This is a genomic window from Ruminococcus albus 7 = DSM 20455, assembly GCF_000179635.2.
GTDB lineage: Bacteria > Bacillota > Clostridia > Oscillospirales > Ruminococcaceae > Hominimerdicola > Hominimerdicola alba.
In genome coordinates this window covers 1,736,517-1,755,402 of the sequence record NC_014833.1, presented here as the reverse complement: position 1 = coordinate 1,755,402, position 18,886 = coordinate 1,736,517, and the positions used below count along the sequence as shown (strand labels likewise).

Sequence of the window (18,886 nt, the reverse complement as noted above, 5' to 3'; positions counted from 1 at the left end):
TCACCCCCCGCTGAATATCCTGCCTATGTAATCCCCAAGCTGGTCGGGGGTAAGTGCGCCCACGAATGCGCCTATATCTGCCAGCTGCTGACCGAGATTTCTGTCAAATGCGGCTTTGGCATCTTCATCAAGTGCGGTGAGGTAGCTTAGCTTTGCGCCGCTTGTGATGATATTCCTGCTGACGTTCATCAGCCTGTTGACGGCTCCTCCCTCGTAGAGGTCTGTGACGCATATCACAACTGTCTGTGAGGGTGAGGATATAAGCTGTTCACAGTAACACATCGCCTTGCCTATATCAGTACCGCCCCCGAGCTGTACGCTCATAAGGACTTCGGCAGGTTCTTCTGCCTGCCCTGTGAGATCGACTATATTGGTATCGAATATCACAAGCTTGACTTCGGCAAATGGCAGTTTTGAGATTATCTGCGCCATTACAGCGCTGTATATCACCGACCCCACCATCGAACCGCTTTCATCAACTGCGATAATAACGGTCTTATTATTGTAACGCTTTACGCGGTTTGAGAAATATATCTCTTTCAGCATCAGCTGTCCGCTCTCGCTGTCGTAGTTTTTCAGGTTGCGGCGTATGGTCTTTTTGATATCGAGATTTCTCGCCGTATGCACAGGGCTGGAGCTGTTGCGGTCTATCCTGCCGAGTATGGACTGTCTGACGCTGTTTTCCAGCTTTTCGCGGAGTTCATCTGCCACCCTGGCGGCTATGCGCTTTGCGGTCTCCAGCACCTCGCCTTTCATCAGGTGGCGCAGCTGCATTATGGTCTTCAGAAGATCCATATTCGGGGTCATCTTTTCAAGTACTTCTTTATCGGTGAGAAGTTCGGTCAGGTGGAATTCGTCAAGGGCGTGCTTTTCAAGTACGTCTGCTGTCTTGTTCGGGAAAAGCTCACGGACTTTGGTTATCCACTTGGCGGCGCTGAGATTAGAATCTCCCCTGCCCCCGGATCTTCCGCCCTCGTCGCGGACATCGTCACCCGAAGAACGGCTGTAGAGGTAATCAAGGAGGTCTTCCATATCGGCAAGTGCATGAAGTTCGGAGGCACTGCCCGAAAATTCCAGATCTCTGTCGGACTGACTTCCCAGTATCAGACGCCAGCGGTTCACCGATAATTCTTTGCGTTCTTCTTCCGTCACTGCCCCTCACCTCCGTTCAGTTTTGCTATTATCAGACTGTCCAGCTTTCTTCCGAATTCGGACAAGCCTTCGTCTATGATATCGCCGTACATTATATCGTTATCCTTAACACCATGTATACACGCTACCGCCTTTGCGATCGACTGTATCTCCGAGGGTGTGAAATGGGAGAAAGCAAGACGCATTGAGGGCAGTATCTCAAGGTAGTCTTCCCTATCAAAGCCTGTTATCAGGTCGTCCGTCATATATAGGAACGAATCATCAGCAAGAACGATATCACCTGCGGTGCAGAACAGACCTTTAAGGTAGTCTGCCCCCTGCATACGCACCTTTTCGGGGCCTTGCAGGAATCCGCGCATGGCTTCTTCTGCGGCATATCTGCGGGTAGGGTCGAGGGAATAAAGCAGACCCATAGCCGCGCCGTATATCTCGGGGGTCTTGTCCTTTGATCCAGCAAGAGTAAGGAGTGCTTCTTCAAAAGTACCCCGCCAGCTTTCAAGCATACTGCCAGTCAGGCTGTACATCAGGCGCATGATATCCACCACGTCACCTGCTTTATCTTCGGGAGAATTCGCCATTGTAGGCAGTGCCGGGATAAGTCTTGACATACATTTTTCAAGGCAGGCAAAAGAAGAACTGTCCTCAAATTCGTACAGCTTTTGCAGATCGCAGAGTCTGGCGAAACAGCGCAGACCCTCACCGATAGAAAAGAAATCGCCGTCTTCGGAAACTATATCATCGATCAGTTCTTTCTGATGGTCGGTGAGGGGTATACCCATGAGGAAGCAGTCTATTGCGGTCTGTGCCGCGTCCTGACAGCGGCGGTTCTCGTTGAGGGCTCGTGCCGCAAGATTGGTGCAGGCTTCTTCAATGGTGAAACCGTCGGTGGTATGGTCGATGAGAGAAGCGTCCACCTGCGGTGTGCGGCGGTATTTCCATAGCTCGCGCACACGGCTCCTGTCCCTGCCGCGTTTCAGGTCGGGACCTTTTGTTAGGGTAGCAAAGCCTGTATCAAGATAAGTCAGCCTGTGCAGTAATCGGCTGAGGGCAAGACCTCTTTCACCGAGGAACAGAGGTACATCAGCCTCCTGCGGAATAACGCTGGCGTATTTCAGTTTGAAAATATCACACTGTTTTTCAAAGTCTGCCACAAGGGGCGGTACATGGGTCTTATCGCCGATACGGCCGATACTATCCCCTGTTGCAAGGCGTTTCATTATATCAAGGGGCATTGCGGATGATATGGTCTTTTCACCCTTGATGAACGCCGAGGTGATACCGTCGGCAAGTTCCGAAAGACCGCACTGGCTCACGTTCCTGAGAGCGGCAAGACCTGACATAACGGTCTCTGCGGAAGTGATATCGGCTATTGATATGGGGATATCCTTTTTGGAACTTTCCTTGGCTGTCTTTATAAGCAGTTCAAGGGTGGCATCATTATAGACATTCGCCGTATCTGCGCCGTTTACGATGCGCTTCATTATGCTGTCATAGAAAGCAGGACATCTCATGCCCGATGCGTAGCCGTGGAGTGCATCTGCAGCTTCGTAGGAATAAGCCGTGGGGAAAGAGCCCTGAATATCAGGTGTCATCTTGTGTAGCTTTTCAGCCTTGAAATTACCATTATGCATCAGCTTCGCAAGCCCGAGGCTGTGAAGTCCTCCTGTTACCACAAGAACTTTTTCGCCCTTGTCAAGGGCTTCTTTTATACGCAGAGCCATATGCCTTTCGCGGGCGAGAGTGCCCTCTGCTTCAAGCTCGGCATCCTTTTCCTGAGAGCGTGTCAGCACGCAGTAGGTGTGCATATTTTTGCAGAATTCGGCGGGTGTGAGTTTAAGACCCTCTATCTCAAAATTCTTCTCCCAAAATTCTTCAAAATTGCGTATGCCTGTTTTCTCACAGAGCCTTTTGTAGAACTGTGACCGTATAAGGCGGGTGTCATCGGTATAGCTGTGCTTTTCAGTATCTTTGCGCAGACCCTTGCCCTTTGCGGTGTGTATGAGTATCTCGCTGTAAGGCAGGTCGATGAATGCGGCTGTGATACCCTTTGCCGCAGCGGCTGCCAGTGCGTTGAATTCTGGTGAGGAATAGAGGAATGGATAGTAGCACTTGTAATCCTCGGCATCTTCGCTGACCAGCTTTTTCTTATCCTTGTAAAAGTAGTAAAATGCCGCAGGAAGTTCGGTGCGTTCATCGGTCAGCACGGGTATTAGGTCATTGGCATTTTCGGGACCTTCCACCAGTACCGCTGTGGGTGAAAATTCCTCTATCGCACGAAGAAGCTGATAAGAACAAACAGGGCTGTGATGCCTTACGGGAAAGAACAGAAGTCTGCGTGAAGTATCGTATTTTAGAAGTTCACCTGCTTCACCAGTTATCTCAGCAAAGAGGCTGTCTTTGAATATTCCGTCCATACGCCGCCCACCTTTTTCGCTTTCTCCTTGACTGCTGTTCTGAAATATGCTTTCAGCTTTTCAAGGTCGTCCTTGTTCTCCTTGCACACCGCGCCGAGAAGATTCTCTGTCAGTATGCCCATATCCGCTGTGCCGTCGCCGTAATACCATGCGTGGCTGATAGTCTGATAATAGACGGATACAGCTTCCGCGGTACTCATGACAGCGGCAGGCTTTTCAACCACGGTGCCCTCGGCTGTTTTGCCCTCGCGGAGTTCGTGGTAAGTTACTGCCAGAAGTTCTGCCACATCGGTATCTATCGGGCAATCGATATGACCTGCCTTAGCCATGTTTTCGGCTTCACGGATTATTATCTCCTTTTCAAGACTTACATCGCTGACAGGTTCAACGGTCTCAAAGTTGAAACGTCTTTTAAGAGCGCCCGACATCTCGTTTACGCCCTTATCGCGGGTGTTGGCGGTGCCGATTATATTGAAGCCGCGTTTTGCCTGAACAAGACCCTCATCACCCAATTCGGGTATATTGAGTATCTGGTCACTCATCACGGATATAAGGCTGTCCTGTATCTCGGCAGGAGTACGGGTTATCTCCTCAAAGCGGGCGAATATGCCTTTCTCCATTCCAACAAGCAGGGGCGAGGGGACGAGGGCTTCACGGCAGGGACCCTTTGCAAGCAGCAGGGCATAGTTCCAGCTGTATTTTATCATATCCTCGGTGGTGCCCGCCGTACCCTGAACTGTGTTGGTGCTGACACCACAGCAGGCGGCTGACAGAAGCTCGGAAAGCATGGTCTTTGCTGTGCCCGGTTCGCCCACAAGCATAAGTCCGCGGCTGCCCGCAAGGGTGATAATGCATCTTTCAACGAGTGCGTCGTTGCCGTAGAACTTTCGGGGTATCTTTACTTTGCCCTCGGGGGAATCCACCTCACCGCCGAGTATGAAAGTGCGGACTGCCTTCGGTGAAAGCAGCCAGTTTTCGGGCTTTTTGCCATTATCGTTTTCCCGCAGTACTTTCAGCTGGTCGGCATATCTGATCTCCACGGGTGGTTTTATGAAGTTCTGTTCCATAGGGGTGCTCCTCCTTATTCGTTCACGAATTATCCATGTATTGATTATAACATATTTATTTTCAGATTACAACAGATTTTTATAAAAAATGAAATGCAGTACATTTTTCTGTACTAAAAAGAAATGTTCGCGTCAATAAAAAACTGCTCTCCGCAAAAACAGAGAACAGTAAAAAAAATATTTATTTACCAGTATTTGCCTTCACCGGGACAGCTTTGTTCGGGTTTCAGCGCACGGAGTTCCACATAACAGCCGCAGACAGCGCACATACCGTTTGAAAGCTGTTCGCACTGTTTGCACAGTGACAAGCGACGCTGATATTCTTCCTCGTCCACGCGCTTATCCTCGGGAACGGCGGCGATATACTCCATGAGTTTTTCGGTATAAGCATCGCGGTCGATATCAGCCAGCAGACATTTTTTGCAGATTATTTTCATAGTGACCTCCTGTGGACAGGTTTTTGCTGAGTTATATGGGTATATTATAACAGAAAAACAGGTTTTGTCAAGTGAGGGATTTAAATATTAGGTTATTTTTGTTCATAGTCAATTTTCTTTCATGTTTTATGCTTATTCAAAAAGCATATCCATAAATTCTGAAAAACTATCTGAGACTTTTTCAGTCACAGGATTCCATTCCTCAGACTCTTCGTGAAGCCATACACATACAGTAGGAGTATCAGATTCTCTATAATCAAGGCATAAATAATCGCCAGCAAACAGCTCAGCAATTGGAATGATCTCATATCCTACTAAATCGGGATCAGATATTATTCTTTCTTCCAATTGTGTAAGAACTACATTAATATCATACCAAGAATAATCCTCATCAGTACCCTTTTCTTTTATACAGAGGAATCTCACGATCATACGTGTTCTTGTGCCACACTGAAAGTTTCTTTTATCAGGAACGCCACCATTATTCTCCATTAATAATATACGGATTTCCTCAGGTAATCTAACACCCCATATTTTTTCAATTTTACTTAATCTTTCTTCATCGGGTCTGTACGAATAGTTATTATTTAATATCATCTTTATTTCTCCTGTTTATCAAAGAATTACCCCTTTGTGATACTGAATTGATCCATATACAAAAAGACCGCCCACTATGGACGGTCTTTAACTGGTCGGAGTGACGGGACTTGAACCCACGGCCTCTACCACCCCAAGGTAGCGCGCTACCACCTGCGCCACACCCCGACGAATCGTTTATATTAAAGTAGTTGAATCGAGGTGACGTGATTTGAACACGCGACTTCTACGTCCCGAACGTAGCGCTCTACCAAACTGAGCCACACCTCGATATAACAAGACCGCCCAAAATGAGCGGTCTGTTTTTTAGTCTGGTCGGAGTGACGGGACTTGAACCCACGGCCTCTACCACCCCAAGGTAGCGCGCTACCACCTGCGCCACACCCCGACGACTTAATTATTATAGCATATCAGCACCGATTTGTCAAGCACTTTTTTCAGATTTTTTTTGAGAGATCTCAGAATGCTGAAACGGCTTTATTTCCGAGAAAAACAAGTAAACGGAGCATTTAATAATACTCCGTTTACAAACTATTTACATTTATCTTTTTACGAAATACTCCTCATACCATACAAGGAATGTGTAGATTGTCCAGATCTTACGCCAGTTATCGGAATTTCCGCCGATGTAATCTGCAAATATAGCGTTGATCTCATCGAGGTCAAAGAACTTAGCTGCCATATCGCTGTTGAACTTCGCCCTGACATCGGCATTGTAGCGCTCGTCAGCCAGCCATATACGGATAGGCACGATGAAGCCCAGCTTCTTGCGAAATGCTATCTCATCGGGCAGTACCTTTGATGCTGCGGTACGGAATGCAACCTTGTTCTGTTCCTCGTTAACCTTGAAGCGTGAGGGCATACGTGACGCGATATCGAATACTCTCCTGTCGGTCAGGGGCATTCTTATCTCCAGACCTGCGGCTTCGCTCATCTTGTCAACGTTGAGGTAGATGTCGCCCTCCAGCCAGATCTGTATATCAACATCGGACATTTTTGAAAGCGGGTCAAGACCCTCGGTCTCGTCGTAGATATACTTCACAAGGTCGATGGGAAGATAATTCGGGTCGTAGTGCTTGAGTATGCGCTGCTTTTCCTCCTCCTTCATGATATTGGTATTGCCAACGTAGAAGGTCTTGAGGTTATCGCCGTATCTTTCGGCGTTGCGGTACATATTGTATCCGCCGAAGAATTCATCTGCACCCTCGCCCGAATAGCAGAGCTTTGTATGCTCGGCAGTTGCCTTGCAGGCAATTGCGAATACTATCGCAGAAGCGTCACCCAGGGGCTGCTCCATATTGTACATAACGTAGGGAACGATATCGAAATATTGCTCGGGAGTGATCTTGCAGCGGTTGTTCTTTCTGCCGAGGATATCTGCTGTCTGCTTTGCAAGTCCGCTCTCATCGAAACGCTCATCATCGTAGCCGCAGGAATCTGTCACCTGAGCATCGGACATAGCCAGCACGTAGGAAGAATCTACGCCGCCCGAAAGGAAGCTCTCGGCAGTTTCGTTATCTTCCTTTACCTCGGGGAAGATATTCTTGATCGTTGTGTGTATCTCATCTGCCCAGTCTTCAAGAGACTTGCTCTCATCGGGATGGAACTCGGGGTGCCAGTAGCGGGTTATCTTTGTCTGTCCGTTTTTATGTACAAGATAATGTCCGGGCATGAGCTTCTTTACGCCTTTGAAGAAAGTGTCCTCGCCTGCAACATAGGTGAGTGTCATATATATCTGGAGCATTTTCTCATTAAGCTCCTTTACAAAGCCTTCCTGCTCTATTATGCGGCGGATAGTTGTGCCGTAAAGGAGTCTGCCGTCTGCGGTCTCGTAGTAATAAAAAGGCTTTGTGCCGAAATGGTCACGCACGCAGAATATCTCGCCGTCATTCTCAACAGCAAACGCGAACATACCATAAAGATGGTCTGCCACAGCAGTGCCCCACTTTTCGCAAGCCTTGACTATGATAGCCTTTTCTCTTTCTGCTCGGGGCAGACTGCTGTCAATGCCGAGTTCTTCGCAAAGCTGACGCCAGTTGCGGATATGACCTCTGTATTCTTTTAATTCTATCATTGATTACACCTCTCTGAAATTTATATATACTCATATATTATACCATGGTATGGCAATAAATGCAAGTGCGGCTCAAAAATTTTCAGCAAAAAGACACTTCCGCACAAAAGCAGAAGTGTCTTTAAAAGTCTTAAAGTTGTTGAAAGTGTCACTTTCTGGAATCAATAACAAACTTGTGACAGTAGTGTCTTATAAAATGATCCATGTTCTCATCGAACATTCTCTTCAGTGTATCGGAAGTATAGTCAGCACACTTCTCTTCATCTATAAGCCATATCTTGTAAGCTTCATTTGAAGCATGGATAGATGCAACATTATAGTCATACTCATCATCTGTAAGCTCCTTTGGTCTGTGACCGTCAAGAGCAAGCTTGTTTACTGTATCACCTACTACACCTGTACCCATCAGATGATGTGCCATTTTCTGCGCCGCAAACTCAACCTCTCCGCTGGTCTCAGACTCCATTATCGCACGTTCAAAGAACATATCCTTATCGGCAAGAAGCTGATATGCATATACAGCATACCTCTTTTTGCCTGCGAGCACAGCCGTATCCGTAAACGCGTGTTCGCCTATGACAGCAACACTATCGGGTATTGGCACAGGATGCATTTTTTTATCGCTGAAAAAAGCAGTTGCTCCGATCATCCTGACAGTGTCTGGGATATTAACAGTCCTGAGGTGGCGGCAGCAGCCAAATGCATAATCACCAATGATCTGAAGTCCTTCGGGCAGAGTAACATGTCTGAGTGTACTGCACCCTCCGAAGGCAGCCTCACCTATCTCAGTAACGCCGTCAGGCACAACGATATCCGATATGCCTTCTTCTTCAGTATAGCCGACAAGAACACCGTTTTCTATCTCAAATGCCATAAATATACCCTCCGTATTAATTGTCAAAAGAATGTTTCTTACTGCTATAATATCCTTCATCTTTACGGGGATAGTTTCCCCGAATTTGTTATATGTAATTATTATATAATATTACATTTGGATTGTCAATGCTTTTTACGGAGTTTTAACAAAAACAACACAAAAGAAAATGTCTGCCAAAAAGCGGCAGACCTTCCCGATCCATGCTGTACGAGTTGCCGAACAACCACTCCATTTTTTCCTGTTATTTACAGCATATTATCCTGTAAATACAAAACTTACAATGATCGTATAAATAATAACGGGTCCAGCAGAATCCGTATTTTATCATACGATCCTTGATATTATTACTAAAATATCGACCGCATACACTGTAATAGCGTATGCGGTCGTTTCGTTGGGGAATAATCAACTGTCTTAAACTATACAAACACCTTATTTTCTAATCCGTTACACCCTTTTTCAAATATAATATAGCATATTTCTTCAGATATTTAAATAGCAATTTGTTCCCGTTTCCAGACAATCTACATCGAAAACGATTGCATTTCACATAAAATAATATTAAGTGATGTGCAATACGTTCCCATATTTCGTTCAAATCAATAAATATTTAGACATTTTTCATTTAAATGCTGCTTGAAAATTATCATTTTGTGTGGTATACTAACATTATGATAATAATAAAAGGAGTACTCTTTTATGAAAAACGAAAAAAGGCCGGATCCCGAAGTCATACACCCGATAAAAGGGTACGACAAGGAGATCTATATCAAGCCAACAGTATCTTCACCAAATATCATTGTTGGGGAGTTTTCATATATAGCAGATAGTGATTTCGAGAGCCACGTGACTCACCATTACCCCTGGAACGATGACAAGCTTATCATCGGACGCTTCTGCCAGATAGCTGCCGGTGTGGAATTCATCATGAACGGAGCAAATCACCAGATGAATGCTGTAACAACTTATCCTTTTTATACTCTTGAAGGCTGGGATATGATGCCGCCTGCAAAGGAAGATCTTCCGCTGAAAGGCGATACCGTCATTGGAAATGATGTATGGATAGGTCAGAATGCCGTGATACTTCCCGGTGTGCATATAGGTGATGGTGCGATAATAGGTGCTGACAGCGTGGTAGGCAGCAATGTGGAGCCATATACAATAGTGGCAGGCGATCCTGCAAGACTAATTCGCAGGCGCTTTGATCAGGAGCTGACGGATATGCTGCTGAGATTAAAATGGTGGGACAGGAGCATAGATGAGATCAATTCTCTGATACCGCTGCTGACCTGCAGTGAGTTGAAGAAAGTCAGGACTAAGATCAGAGATATACTTCTCAGGGAGAAATAAATGAGTATAAAGATATGGGGCGCTTTCAACGACAGAACAGAAGATGACACCTTCCATATAAACATCACAGGCGAACCCTGTTATATGCTGGTACATTTTCACGATCCGGTTGAGATCCTGCTATGCGGCACAAATATCATTACCGAGCCTGATGCCTGTGTGATATTCCCGCCCGATGAACCGGTAGATTACCGCTCCTTCAGCGGTGGCTTTACAAACGACTATGTTAAATTCACATACAAGGACGAACCTTTGCTGGAAAGCAGCGGTCTCCCAGTAAATGAGGTATTTTATGCAGCTCCGGGATGGATATTCAAAGAAAAGATATCACGTATAACCTGGTGGCTGACCGATGTGATGAACGATCACACTGCAGAGATGGAAGATGCGCTCCGCTGTGCCATAGAGGATCTTAGTCTTAACCGCACAGATATCAGTCCTAAAGCAAAGCGAGACAATCTGACTGTGCAGCGTTTGCGACAGATACGCAGTGAGGTAAGCTCAGCACCCGCAGAGTGGTCGGTGGAGCGTATGGCAGAAGCTTTCTACATGACACGCAGTCATTTCAGTGTTCTTTACAAAAATCACTTCGGGATTTCTCCCGGGGAGGATATACAGAAAATAACAATGGATCTGGCTGCTTCACTCCTTAAAGACAGCCGCATGAGTGTGGATGAAATATCAAAAGAATGCGGTTACAGCAGCAGCGAGAATTTCATACGCAGTTTCAAGAGATACTTCGGTACTACTCCACTGAAGTTTCGGAATACTTTACAAAATAAATAATACCGTCTGCGAATACTATCCGCAGGCGGTATTTTTTTATCTGATTATCCCGTTTAAACACCAATTAATTTGGTGTAATATCAGAACTAGAATAACATCAACACGATGATTCATTGTTATATATCACTTTGTAATGGTGTGTTAAAGGGATAACCATGTTTTTTTATTCTGTATCACTGTGAATGGTCAGCTTATAATAATCATCTTCGCCGCCGTTCAGCACTACCATTTCAAGAAAACCTTTGCTTTCATAATAGCTGAATTTAACACGGCTGCTATAACCCCAGAGATCGGCACGTACATTATCGGGGAGCTTTCTGAACTCGCTGACGTACCATATCGGGCAGTCAGCAAAGCGCTCTTTTCCTGCAATATCATCATAAACATCCTTATCGCACTTTATGATAGGCGTACAGCCGTATTCCTCATCTATCCTGTCAACAAATGCCCTTAATCTGTCAGATACCTTTTCTTCATCGGAAGGCAGTATAGAATACATCAGACCGAAATCGCAGTCAACAACAGGACGAAGCCTGCCGCCCATGCCGCCGCATACATCTATGAAATGCTCAGCCTGTTCTTTGCCGTCCTTAAATGGGTCAAAAACATGAAGCATACCTGTTGGCAGGGCTGTTTTTCCAGAACCTTCCTTGTTTTCTTCAAAACGCTTATCCTCAAAGGAAACGCCTTTTGTTGCACGTATAAAGCATATCTGTATATTTTGCTGTGAAAAGCGTTTCCACAGCACCTCGCCTTCCTTGTCGGTTATAACGGGACCTCTTATCGGGTAATCCCTTTTTCTGGGTTCGTTGAACCAGAGCTGTCCTGTGAAAAACAATATACCTATATCCACTGCGATGACTAAAATGCCAAGCAGCATCACAGCTATTGCCAGCTTTCTTAGCCAATGCTTTTTCGGCTTTTCAATGATAGGTTCGTCAGCGCTTTCCGTGATATCCTCAGGTATATCATAATACCCTTCAGAAATTATCGGTGCATCAATGTGTCTTTCCGGTACAAAGGCAAATTCTCTGTCAATTTCAGCTCTCGCCTCATCGCTGAGACGAAAGCTGGTCTTGCGTTTGTTATTTGGTGTTATTTCCATCAGCGACCTCATACTTGCTGTTCAGTTCGGCAAAATTATGACTATCAAGCTTTTCTGATACCATTTTGGTTATATCGCAGAAAGCATCCTGAAAAGGACATTTTCCCGATGCGCCCCGACTACACTCAGCATCCTCCTGCAGGCATCTTGAAAAGCAGTATTTACCCTCAATAGCCTCAATGACCATCCTGAGCGTGATATCCTTAGGTTCCATAGCTATCATATATCCTCCCTGAGTACCTTTGAAGGACTGTACAAGCCCTGCTGATACCAGCTTACGCAGTATCTTCAGCGAGAACCTGAGTGTGACACAGGTCTGATCGGAAATGGTCTTTGCATCAAGCTTGCCTTCTGCCCTGCAAAGAGCAGCAGTTATCCTGACAGCGTAATCCGCTTCGAGAGTTATGTACATCTCTCAACACCTCAGTCAAGATAATCCCTTACCTTGTTGCTCCTGTTGGGGTGACGGAGCTTACGCAGTGCCTTAGCTTCGATCTGGCGGATACGCTCTCTTGTGACCTTGAATTCCTGACCGACTTCTTCCAGAGTTCTGGATCTGCCGTCCTGAAGACCGAATCTGAGTCTGAGTACCTTTTCCTCACGCTCGGTAAGGGTGGAGAGAACCTGATCTATCTGCTCTTTCAGCAATACCAGAGAAGCAGCCTCTGCGGGAGCGGGAGCATCATCATCGGGGATAAAGTCGCCCAGGTGAGAATCTTCCTCCTCACCGATAGGAGTTTCAAGGGATACGGGATCCTGAGCTATCCTCATGATCTCACGTACTCTCTCAACGCTCATATCCAGTTCTTCTGCGATCTCCTCAGGGGACGGATCGTGGCCGTTCTTGTGGAGAAGCTGTGAAGAAACTTTCTTTACCTTGGTGATAGTTTCAACCATATGAACGGGGATACGGATAGTTCTTGCCTGATCGGCGATAGCCCTTGTGATAGCCTGTCTTATCCACCATGTAGCGTATGTGGAGAACTTAAAGCCTTTCTTGTAATCGAACTTTTCAACTGCCTTGATAAGACCCATGTTGCCTTCCTGGATAAGGTCGAGGAATGACATACCTCTGCCCACGTATCTCTTGGCGATTGATACTACCAGACGCAGGTTAGCTTCTGCCAGACGCTTTCTCGCCTTTACAGCTTCCCTGTCGTTGTCACCCGACATCATCTCAGCCAGCTGTATTTCCTCCTCGGAGGTCAGCAGCGGCACTCTTCCTATCTCCTTGAGATAGATCTTAACGGGGTCGTCGATAGCGATACCGTCGGTGGAAAGGGCAATATCAACGTCATCCTGATCCAGTTCATCATCGGGATTAACGAAATCAAGTGTATCATCAACAACAACGTCGTCGATGATCTCGATGTTAAGGCTGTTGCAGGTGTCATAGAAATTATCCATCTGCTCAACATCAAAATTCAGCTTTTCCAGTGCGTCGGTTATCTCCTTGGTGGTCAGCTTGCCTGTCTGCTTGCCGTGTTCCATCAGGTTTTCCATTATCTTGCTCTTGTCAGTCATATTCAACTCTCCTTATTTGTTAGAACTATTATGCGTCAGCGTTTTTTTCTGCGCAGTTCCTCCATCATTCTCAGATAATCCTTGTCTGTCAATCCATCTTCCTGCTGCGGCGCATTTTTCTTATTATACTCCTTTATGGAGTCAATATACTGCTGCGCCACTTCTCTTGTGACATTGAGCCCTGCGTACTTAGTAAATGAACGCTTGAGCCTGTCAGCTTCTTCTTCGGTGAGGGTCTCACAGATAACATCAAGTGATACGATATCACCCAGCGCTATCCTGCCCGAGATCTCCAGAAGTATCTTCCTGTTTAGCTCATCAGTGAATTCCTCGGGGGAGATACGCTGACCTATCTCCTGCGCCGAATCGGCATTGGTACAGATATAGTATATCAAACCGCGTTCACAGTAGACCGCCTTATTAGCTGCGCTCTCCTCTTCGGTAGCAATAGTCTTTCTGACTTCTTCGCGCTGTTTTGCACGTCTTTGCGTATCCATTTCACGCATCATTATATCATCTACCGAAGCCCTTACCACATCAAATGAAACGTTATACTGTTCTGACAGCTGCCTTTCCATCGTATCCCTAGCGGTACTGTCGGGTTCACCGGCTATGGAAGTATATGCCATTTTCAAAAAACGAATCTTATCGTCACGTTTTTCAAGGTCAAGTCCTCGTGAGTAATACCCAAGCTCAAAATCAAAGCCGTCAGCGGCATTATTTAACAGGTACCTGAAATGATCCTCACCAAACTTGTTTATATATTCGTCGGGGTCTTTTGCACCTTCCATGTGGATAACACTGCTGCCGAGACCTCCGCTGCGCAGCATACCAACCGCACGAAGTGCTGCTTTCTGTCCCGGGTCATCGGCATCGTAGCATATTACGACTTTATCGGCGTAATTCTTCATTACCTTGACCTGTTCGGGTGTAAGCGCTGTACCGCAGGATGCCACCGCATTGGTGAATCCGTGCTGGTACAGGGATATCACATCGAGATTGCCCTCGCACAAAAGAAGTTCACGGCTTTTTACCGAAACGTCCTTGGCATAATTGAGGGAAAATACGAACCTCGCCTTTGAATAGCCGTCCAGCTTTTTTTCGTCATTAGTCCTGCGGAATTCTTCCGAGGTAGTATCGCCGGTGTTGAGGTACTTACGCTTGTCGTCCCCCAGCGTTCTTCCACCGAAGCCGACTATATTTCCAGTAACATCTATAAAAGGGAACATCGCCCTGTCCATGAAGAAATCATAAGTTCTGCCCGATGTCTGTGAACGCCCCAGAAGCGACGCAGATACAAGTTCATCCTCGCTGTAGCCGCAGCTCAGCATATATGACTTCAGCGCTGTGAAGCTTTTTGGAGCAAAGCCCATACCGTACTTTTTTATAACATCGGCAGAAAGTTTACGGGTATGCACGAGGTAATTCAAGCACCTTAATCCATCCTGAGTTTTCAGCTGGTCGCGGAAAAACCTTGCAGCACACTTGTTCATCTCGTATATGCGCATCCTGCGCTTGTAGCTTTTATCGTCCGCGCCCTGCCATGTGGGTACTGTCATTCCCGCACGCTGTGCCAGGAAATTTACAGCGTCCATGAAGCCTAAGTTCCTGTACTTTCTTATGAAAGTTACCACATCTCCGCTGACACCGCAGCCGAAGCAGTGGAAGAATCCCTGTGAAGGCACGACACTGCAGGAAGCTGTGCTGTCATCGTGGAAAGGACATTTGCACATATAACCGCGTCCCGAGGTCTTTAACTCAACGCCGTTCTCGCGCATGACCTCGTTGATCGGGTTTTCATATTTCAGTTTTTCAAGAAATTCCTGATCCAAACAGATGCCCCCTCTCATTATACGGCATGATCATCACTTTATCATCCATGCCGCGGGGATAAAAAGTTCCTTGAAAGTTTCTACTGCGAATACATCGGTCATACCCGATATATAATCACAGACCGCCATATCTATACCGTAATGATATGCAAGATTCATATACATTGCTGGCAATCTTTCAAGATGGTCGGTATAATATTTATATAAAAATGCGATCATATCCTGCGCCTTGCGTTCTTCGGATTTGCAGGCAGGATTTGTATACACACTGTCAAACATGAACCTGTGAAGTGCTTTATATGCAGTTTCAACCTCGGGTGTCATTTTCAGTGAATCCTCGTCCCCCGCTTTCCCATTCAGACCGCATTCGATCAGTGAGTTTACAAGCGTAGTTATACGTGAGGATTTATCATGTCCCAGTACCGAGGTTATCTTTGAGGGGATATCATCCTCTCTCAGTATCCCCGCCCTGATGGAATCGTCGATATCATGGTTTATATAAGCTATAACATCGGCAAAGCGCACAGCGTAGCCTTCATAGGTCTTTGCCACAGCGTTGGTATGTTTGAGTATGCCGTCCCTGACCTCATAGGTAAGATTGAGCCCCTTGCCTTCCTTTTCAAGCTTGTCCACCACGCGCAGACTTTGCTCATAATGGTGAAAACCGTAAGGACTCAACTCATTAAGCATACGCTCTCCTGCATGACCGAAGGGAGTATGCCCAAGATCGTGTCCCAGTGCTATAGCTTCAGTAAGATCTTCATTAAGCCTGAGCGCACGCGCTATGGTACCTGCTATCTGGCTTACTTCCAAAGTATGTGTAAGGCGGGTACGATAGTGATCTCCGGCAGGTGAAAGGAACACCTGTGTCTTGTGCTTCAGCCTCCTGAAAGAATTGCAGTGAAGTATCCTGTCCCTGTCACGCCTGTATTCAGAACGTATGGAACATTTTTCCTCCTGTTTTTCCCTTCCCTCAGACATATCCGAGAATGCGGCTTTATCGCATAGTATAATATGTTCAAACTGTTCCCACTGTTCTCTTGGAAGCATATCATCACCCCGCCCGAAAATAATTTCCGCGAAAAATGTCACTAAAAATATATACTTTCCGCATCAATAAAAAACCTTTATTTTTTCAGGGCAAAAACAGATTTTTGTAGAACATCACAATTATTCTAATTTATACCTCGTTTAATTATGCACAGTGACTATCCAGCTTGTGCTGAAAAATCTGCCCACAGACCTTTTTCAATTTCAAATTTCAGCTGACCATTGGATATATCTGTCAGTTTTTTTGTGAATGGATCAACGAGTTCGCTTTTGACCAGCAGGGTCATATCAACAGTATCAGCAAAGTCCTCACGCTCGGTGATAGCTTCATGATCGGGCAGGATATACTTTATCTTGCCGTAAAGGTTATAATCACAGGAGAATACTATCCTGGAGCATTCATACATCTCCATTATATCTGCATCGGCTATTGCCAGTGAGCAAGCCTGTGAGTACGCTCTCACAAGACCGTTAGCACCCAGCAGTACCCCACCGAAATACCTTGTGACCACAACGCATACATCAGTCAGACCTGCCTTGTTTATCACATCAAGTACCGGCACACCCCCTGTGCCCTGGGGCTCTCCGTCATCAGAATACCTTGAAACGTTGCCCTCACGCACCACATAGGCATACACATTATGCCTCGCCTTGCGGTTCTCAGCCTTTATCTTCTCGATAAAAGCGATAGCCTGTTCGGCTGTTTTTACAGGGGCGATCTGTCCTATAAACTCACTTTTTTTCTCGGTATAGGTGCCTTGGGCACAACCGTAGACCGTTTTGTAGTTCATATTTTTCTCCTCATTTCGGGGTGAAAAAAAGAGCGGAAAATATCCGCTCTTTAACTTCTTGATAATTAGCCGAGATTGAATCTCTTCTTGAATCTGTCAACACGTCCGCCGCTGTCAACCAGCTTCTGCTTACCGGTGAAGAAAGGGTGGCACTTGGAGCAGATCTCGACCTTGATGTTCTCCTTGGTGGATCTGGTCTTTATAACGTTGCCGCAAGCACAAGTAATTGTAGTCTCGACATAGTTAGGGTGAATACCTTCTCTCATCAGAACTTACCTCCTTCCAAACTAAAAATTATGGCTCATAGAAGCCCATCATCCTTAGTTCAGACAGTAGTTCTATGCAGCATTCAATATAATGTCTTATCAGACTAAAATATTATAACACAATAAATCACATTTGTCAATGCATTTAATACTTTTTTTACAATTCACAATCTTCCACTGTATCCTTGTCGGCATAGCGTTCTCTTGCTTCTTCTATCCTTTCATATCCCGATTTGAAAGCTTCGATAACATTGATATCAAACTGCTTGCCTGCATTCTTTACTATCTCATCATAGGCATCCTTGGGATCCCACGGCTTTTTATAGCTTCTGCGGCTGGTAAGCGCATCATAAACATCAGCTACGGCTACTATACGACTTTCTGGGGCAATAGCTCTACCCTGCTTGCCGAGAGGATATCCATTTCCGTCGAACCTCTCATGGTGCTCAAGCGCTATAGTCTTAGAAAGCTGCATAATGTCGCCCTCAACTCTGCTTAGAAGTGCTGCACCGTATGTAGTATGAGTCTTTATCGTTGCAAATTCTTCATCATTGAGTCTGGCCGGCTTGTCAAGTATCTCAGCAGGTATTATAAGCTTGCCGATATCATGCATCGTGGAGGCAAGACCTATCATCTCGACCTGACTATCCTTTAGACCAAGTTCTTCAGCTATGATCTTTGAATATTCGGAAACGCGCCTGATATGCTGACCCGTCTGACCTGATTTGTTTTCCGTTATTTCCGCAAATGACATTATCATCTCTTCCTGGATGCGGTTGGTTTCATTCGCTTTTTTCTGCAGATAGGCACCATAATCAAATATGACGGCAAAAAGCCTGAGTATCATAAAAAGCAGTATAGTAACTATCGGATTTGATGAAAAGATAAAAAACAGTGTAAGATAGGAATACTTTTTCATCATCGTACCCGCTTCTTCGGTGAAAGGCTGTCCGCCCCTGACCACAGTTATGATAAGCTTGCGGTAAAAGCTGAGTATCATCACGATAAGTGCAGAATAGAGTGAATACATCAGATACCCGATGCCTGCAAGATGATGAGCCTCGATGCTGTCCTTCAAAGCATCTATACTGAAAGTGCCGAAATGAAAATCCTTCATGTACAAGGTCTCAGCGACTTTTTCAGGCATATGGTCATAAAACACCGAACCTGCAGCAGCAGCCATATTCAGTATAGCAGAAAGTCCGAAACCCAGTATCAGCGCCCACATTATCCTTGTAAGACGCACCCCTATCTTATCTATATGGAGCAGCCTGCTCTGAAGCTCGTTCTCGTTCATGTAAAATCCCCCCGCGCAAGATACAAGGATATATCGACCCCAAATTGATATATCCGTTATTCATATAATATATATATTTTATCATATCACACTTCAAATGTCAATTACTTTACATTTACGTCAGATATCCTATGCATCAGAAACGTCCTCGCCCTTACGGCTGGTGCTTATACGGAAGTTTATGTTATCTACCGGAAAAATCCTTTTGAAATGGGTTCGGGGGATAACTTTTCTTCAGAAAAGTTTCCCCCGATAAATAATATAATC

Annotated in this window: 17 protein-coding genes and 3 tRNA genes; 2 read left to right on the top strand and 18 right to left on the bottom strand. The window is 45.7% G+C overall.

Annotated elements, in window-relative coordinates; all coding sequences use genetic code 11:
• The 10 genes from RUMAL_RS07785 to RUMAL_RS07740 form a co-directional block, all read right to left on the bottom strand.
• On the bottom strand, positions 1-1,152 hold the full coding sequence (locus RUMAL_RS07785) for a VWA domain-containing protein (protein ID WP_013498191.1): 1,152 nt from the start codon (positions 1,150-1,152) through the stop codon (positions 1-3).
• Complete coding sequence (locus RUMAL_RS07780; protein ID WP_013498190.1) at positions 1,149-3,566, bottom strand: DUF5682 family protein; 2,418 nt, start codon at positions 3,564-3,566, stop codon at positions 1,149-1,151. Before RUMAL_RS07780 ends, RUMAL_RS07785 begins: the two co-directional genes overlap by 4 nt.
• Complete coding sequence (locus tag RUMAL_RS07775) at positions 3,527-4,633, bottom strand: ATP-binding protein (protein ID WP_013498189.1); 1,107 nt, start codon at positions 4,631-4,633, stop codon at positions 3,527-3,529. The genes RUMAL_RS07780 and RUMAL_RS07775 overlap by 40 nt, the downstream gene beginning before the upstream one ends.
• A 185-nt stretch (positions 4,634-4,818) precedes the next feature.
• Positions 4,819-5,070, bottom strand: coding sequence for a DUF6171 family protein (locus RUMAL_RS07770; protein WP_013498188.1), 252 nt, complete (start codon positions 5,068-5,070; stop codon positions 4,819-4,821).
• Positions 5,071-5,202: 132 nt separating this feature from the next.
• Positions 5,203-5,667: an SMI1/KNR4 family protein gene (locus RUMAL_RS07765; protein ID WP_013498187.1), complete on the bottom strand. Its 465-nt coding sequence runs from the start codon at positions 5,665-5,667 to the stop codon at positions 5,203-5,205.
• A 92-nt stretch (positions 5,668-5,759) separates the two neighbouring features.
• Positions 5,760-5,835: transfer RNA gene (locus RUMAL_RS07760), tRNA-Pro, on the bottom strand.
• A 28-nt stretch (positions 5,836-5,863) separates the two neighbouring features.
• Positions 5,864-5,937 (bottom strand) — tRNA-Pro (locus RUMAL_RS07755).
• 42 nt (positions 5,938-5,979) lie between these two features.
• Positions 5,980-6,055 (bottom strand) — tRNA-Pro (locus RUMAL_RS07750).
• A 153-nt stretch (positions 6,056-6,208) separates the two neighbouring features.
• The gene (locus RUMAL_RS07745; RefSeq protein ID WP_013498186.1) at positions 6,209-7,741 is read right to left on the bottom strand and encodes an asparagine synthetase B family protein; all 1,533 of its coding nucleotides are present in this window, start codon (positions 7,739-7,741) and stop codon (positions 6,209-6,211) included.
• A gap of 148 nt (positions 7,742-7,889) precedes the next feature.
• Positions 7,890-8,615: a leucine-rich repeat domain-containing protein gene (locus RUMAL_RS07740; RefSeq protein ID WP_013498185.1), complete on the bottom strand. Its 726-nt coding sequence runs from the start codon at positions 8,613-8,615 to the stop codon at positions 7,890-7,892.
• Positions 8,616-9,317: 702 nt separating this feature from the next.
• Between RUMAL_RS07740 and RUMAL_RS07735 the strand changes: the two genes are divergently transcribed.
• Positions 9,318-9,968, top strand: a complete 651-nt coding sequence (locus tag RUMAL_RS07735) for a CatB-related O-acetyltransferase (protein ID WP_013498184.1) — start codon at positions 9,318-9,320, stop codon at positions 9,966-9,968.
• Positions 9,969-10,754: a helix-turn-helix transcriptional regulator gene (locus RUMAL_RS20710; RefSeq protein ID WP_013498183.1), complete on the top strand. Its 786-nt coding sequence runs from the start codon at positions 9,969-9,971 to the stop codon at positions 10,752-10,754.
• Positions 10,755-10,917: 163 nt separating this feature from the next.
• Here RUMAL_RS20710 and RUMAL_RS07725 read toward each other — a convergent pair whose 3' ends face one another.
• The 8 genes from RUMAL_RS07725 to RUMAL_RS20705 all read right to left on the bottom strand — a co-directional run bounded on the left by RUMAL_RS07725 (position 10,918) and on the right by RUMAL_RS20705 (position 18,619).
• On the bottom strand, positions 10,918-11,859 hold the full coding sequence (locus tag RUMAL_RS07725; RefSeq protein WP_013498182.1) for a glycoside hydrolase family 25 protein: 942 nt from the start codon (positions 11,857-11,859) through the stop codon (positions 10,918-10,920).
• Positions 11,840-12,271: an RrF2 family transcriptional regulator gene (locus RUMAL_RS07720; protein ID WP_013498181.1), complete on the bottom strand. Its 432-nt coding sequence runs from the start codon at positions 12,269-12,271 to the stop codon at positions 11,840-11,842. Before RUMAL_RS07720 ends, RUMAL_RS07725 begins: the two co-directional genes overlap by 20 nt.
• Before the next feature lie 11 nt (positions 12,272-12,282).
• A complete protein-coding gene (gene rpoD, locus RUMAL_RS07715) occupies positions 12,283-13,383 on the bottom strand; it encodes an RNA polymerase sigma factor RpoD (protein ID WP_013498180.1) in 1,101 nt (366 codons plus the stop codon).
• 35 nt (positions 13,384-13,418) lie between these two features.
• On the bottom strand, positions 13,419-15,215 hold the full coding sequence (dnaG, locus tag RUMAL_RS07710) for a DNA primase (RefSeq protein WP_013498179.1): 1,797 nt from the start codon (positions 15,213-15,215) through the stop codon (positions 13,419-13,421).
• 33 nt (positions 15,216-15,248) lie between these two features.
• Positions 15,249-16,265 (bottom strand): deoxyguanosinetriphosphate triphosphohydrolase, encoded by a 1,017-nt coding sequence (locus RUMAL_RS07705; protein WP_013498178.1) that lies wholly within the window; start codon positions 16,263-16,265, stop codon positions 15,249-15,251.
• Between the two features lie 158 nt (positions 16,266-16,423).
• Positions 16,424-17,056, bottom strand: coding sequence for an IMPACT family protein (locus tag RUMAL_RS07700; protein ID WP_013498177.1), 633 nt, complete (start codon positions 17,054-17,056; stop codon positions 16,424-16,426).
• A gap of 65 nt (positions 17,057-17,121) precedes the next feature.
• The gene (gene rpmE / locus RUMAL_RS07695) at positions 17,122-17,322 is read right to left on the bottom strand and encodes a 50S ribosomal protein L31 (protein WP_013498176.1); all 201 of its coding nucleotides are present in this window, start codon (positions 17,320-17,322) and stop codon (positions 17,122-17,124) included.
• A gap of 157 nt (positions 17,323-17,479) precedes the next feature.
• On the bottom strand, positions 17,480-18,619 hold the full coding sequence (locus RUMAL_RS20705) for an HD-GYP domain-containing protein (RefSeq protein WP_013498175.1): 1,140 nt from the start codon (positions 18,617-18,619) through the stop codon (positions 17,480-17,482).
• Positions 18,620-18,886: the final 267 nt, after the last annotated feature.

What these genes read in the sequence shown, in the direction of transcription:
- RUMAL_RS07780 (WP_013498190.1), bottom strand. Translation starts at nt 3,566, where the DNA reads ATGGACGGAATATTCAAAGACAGCCTCTTTGCTGAGATAACTGGTGAA.
- RUMAL_RS07775 (WP_013498189.1), bottom strand. Translation starts at nt 4,633, where the DNA reads ATGGAACAGAACTTCATAAAACCACCCGTGGAGATCAGATATGCCGAC.
- RUMAL_RS07770 (WP_013498188.1), bottom strand. Translation starts at nt 5,070, where the DNA reads ATGAAAATAATCTGCAAAAAATGTCTGCTGGCTGATATCGACCGCGAT.
- RUMAL_RS07765 (WP_013498187.1), bottom strand. Translation starts at nt 5,667, where the DNA reads ATGATATTAAATAATAACTATTCGTACAGACCCGATGAAGAAAGATTA.
- RUMAL_RS07745 (WP_013498186.1), bottom strand. Translation starts at nt 7,741, where the DNA reads ATGATAGAATTAAAAGAATACAGAGGTCATATCCGCAACTGGCGTCAG.
- RUMAL_RS07740 (WP_013498185.1), bottom strand. Translation starts at nt 8,615, where the DNA reads ATGGCATTTGAGATAGAAAACGGTGTTCTTGTCGGCTATACTGAAGAA.
- RUMAL_RS07735 (WP_013498184.1), top strand. Translation starts at nt 9,318, where the DNA reads ATGAAAAACGAAAAAAGGCCGGATCCCGAAGTCATACACCCGATAAAA.
- RUMAL_RS20710 (WP_013498183.1), top strand. Translation starts at nt 9,969, where the DNA reads ATGAGTATAAAGATATGGGGCGCTTTCAACGACAGAACAGAAGATGAC.
- RUMAL_RS07725 (WP_013498182.1), bottom strand. Translation starts at nt 11,859, where the DNA reads ATGGAAATAACACCAAATAACAAACGCAAGACCAGCTTTCGTCTCAGC.
- RUMAL_RS07720 (WP_013498181.1), bottom strand. Translation starts at nt 12,271, where the DNA reads ATGTACATAACTCTCGAAGCGGATTACGCTGTCAGGATAACTGCTGCT.
- rpoD (WP_013498180.1), bottom strand. Translation starts at nt 13,383, where the DNA reads ATGACTGACAAGAGCAAGATAATGGAAAACCTGATGGAACACGGCAAG.
- RUMAL_RS07705 (WP_013498178.1), bottom strand. Translation starts at nt 16,265, where the DNA reads ATGCTTCCAAGAGAACAGTGGGAACAGTTTGAACATATTATACTATGC.
- RUMAL_RS07700 (WP_013498177.1), bottom strand. Translation starts at nt 17,056, where the DNA reads ATGAACTACAAAACGGTCTACGGTTGTGCCCAAGGCACCTATACCGAG.
- rpmE (WP_013498176.1), bottom strand. Translation starts at nt 17,322, where the DNA reads ATGAGAGAAGGTATTCACCCTAACTATGTCGAGACTACAATTACTTGT.
- RUMAL_RS20705 (WP_013498175.1), bottom strand. Translation starts at nt 18,619, where the DNA reads ATGAACGAGAACGAGCTTCAGAGCAGGCTGCTCCATATAGATAAGATA.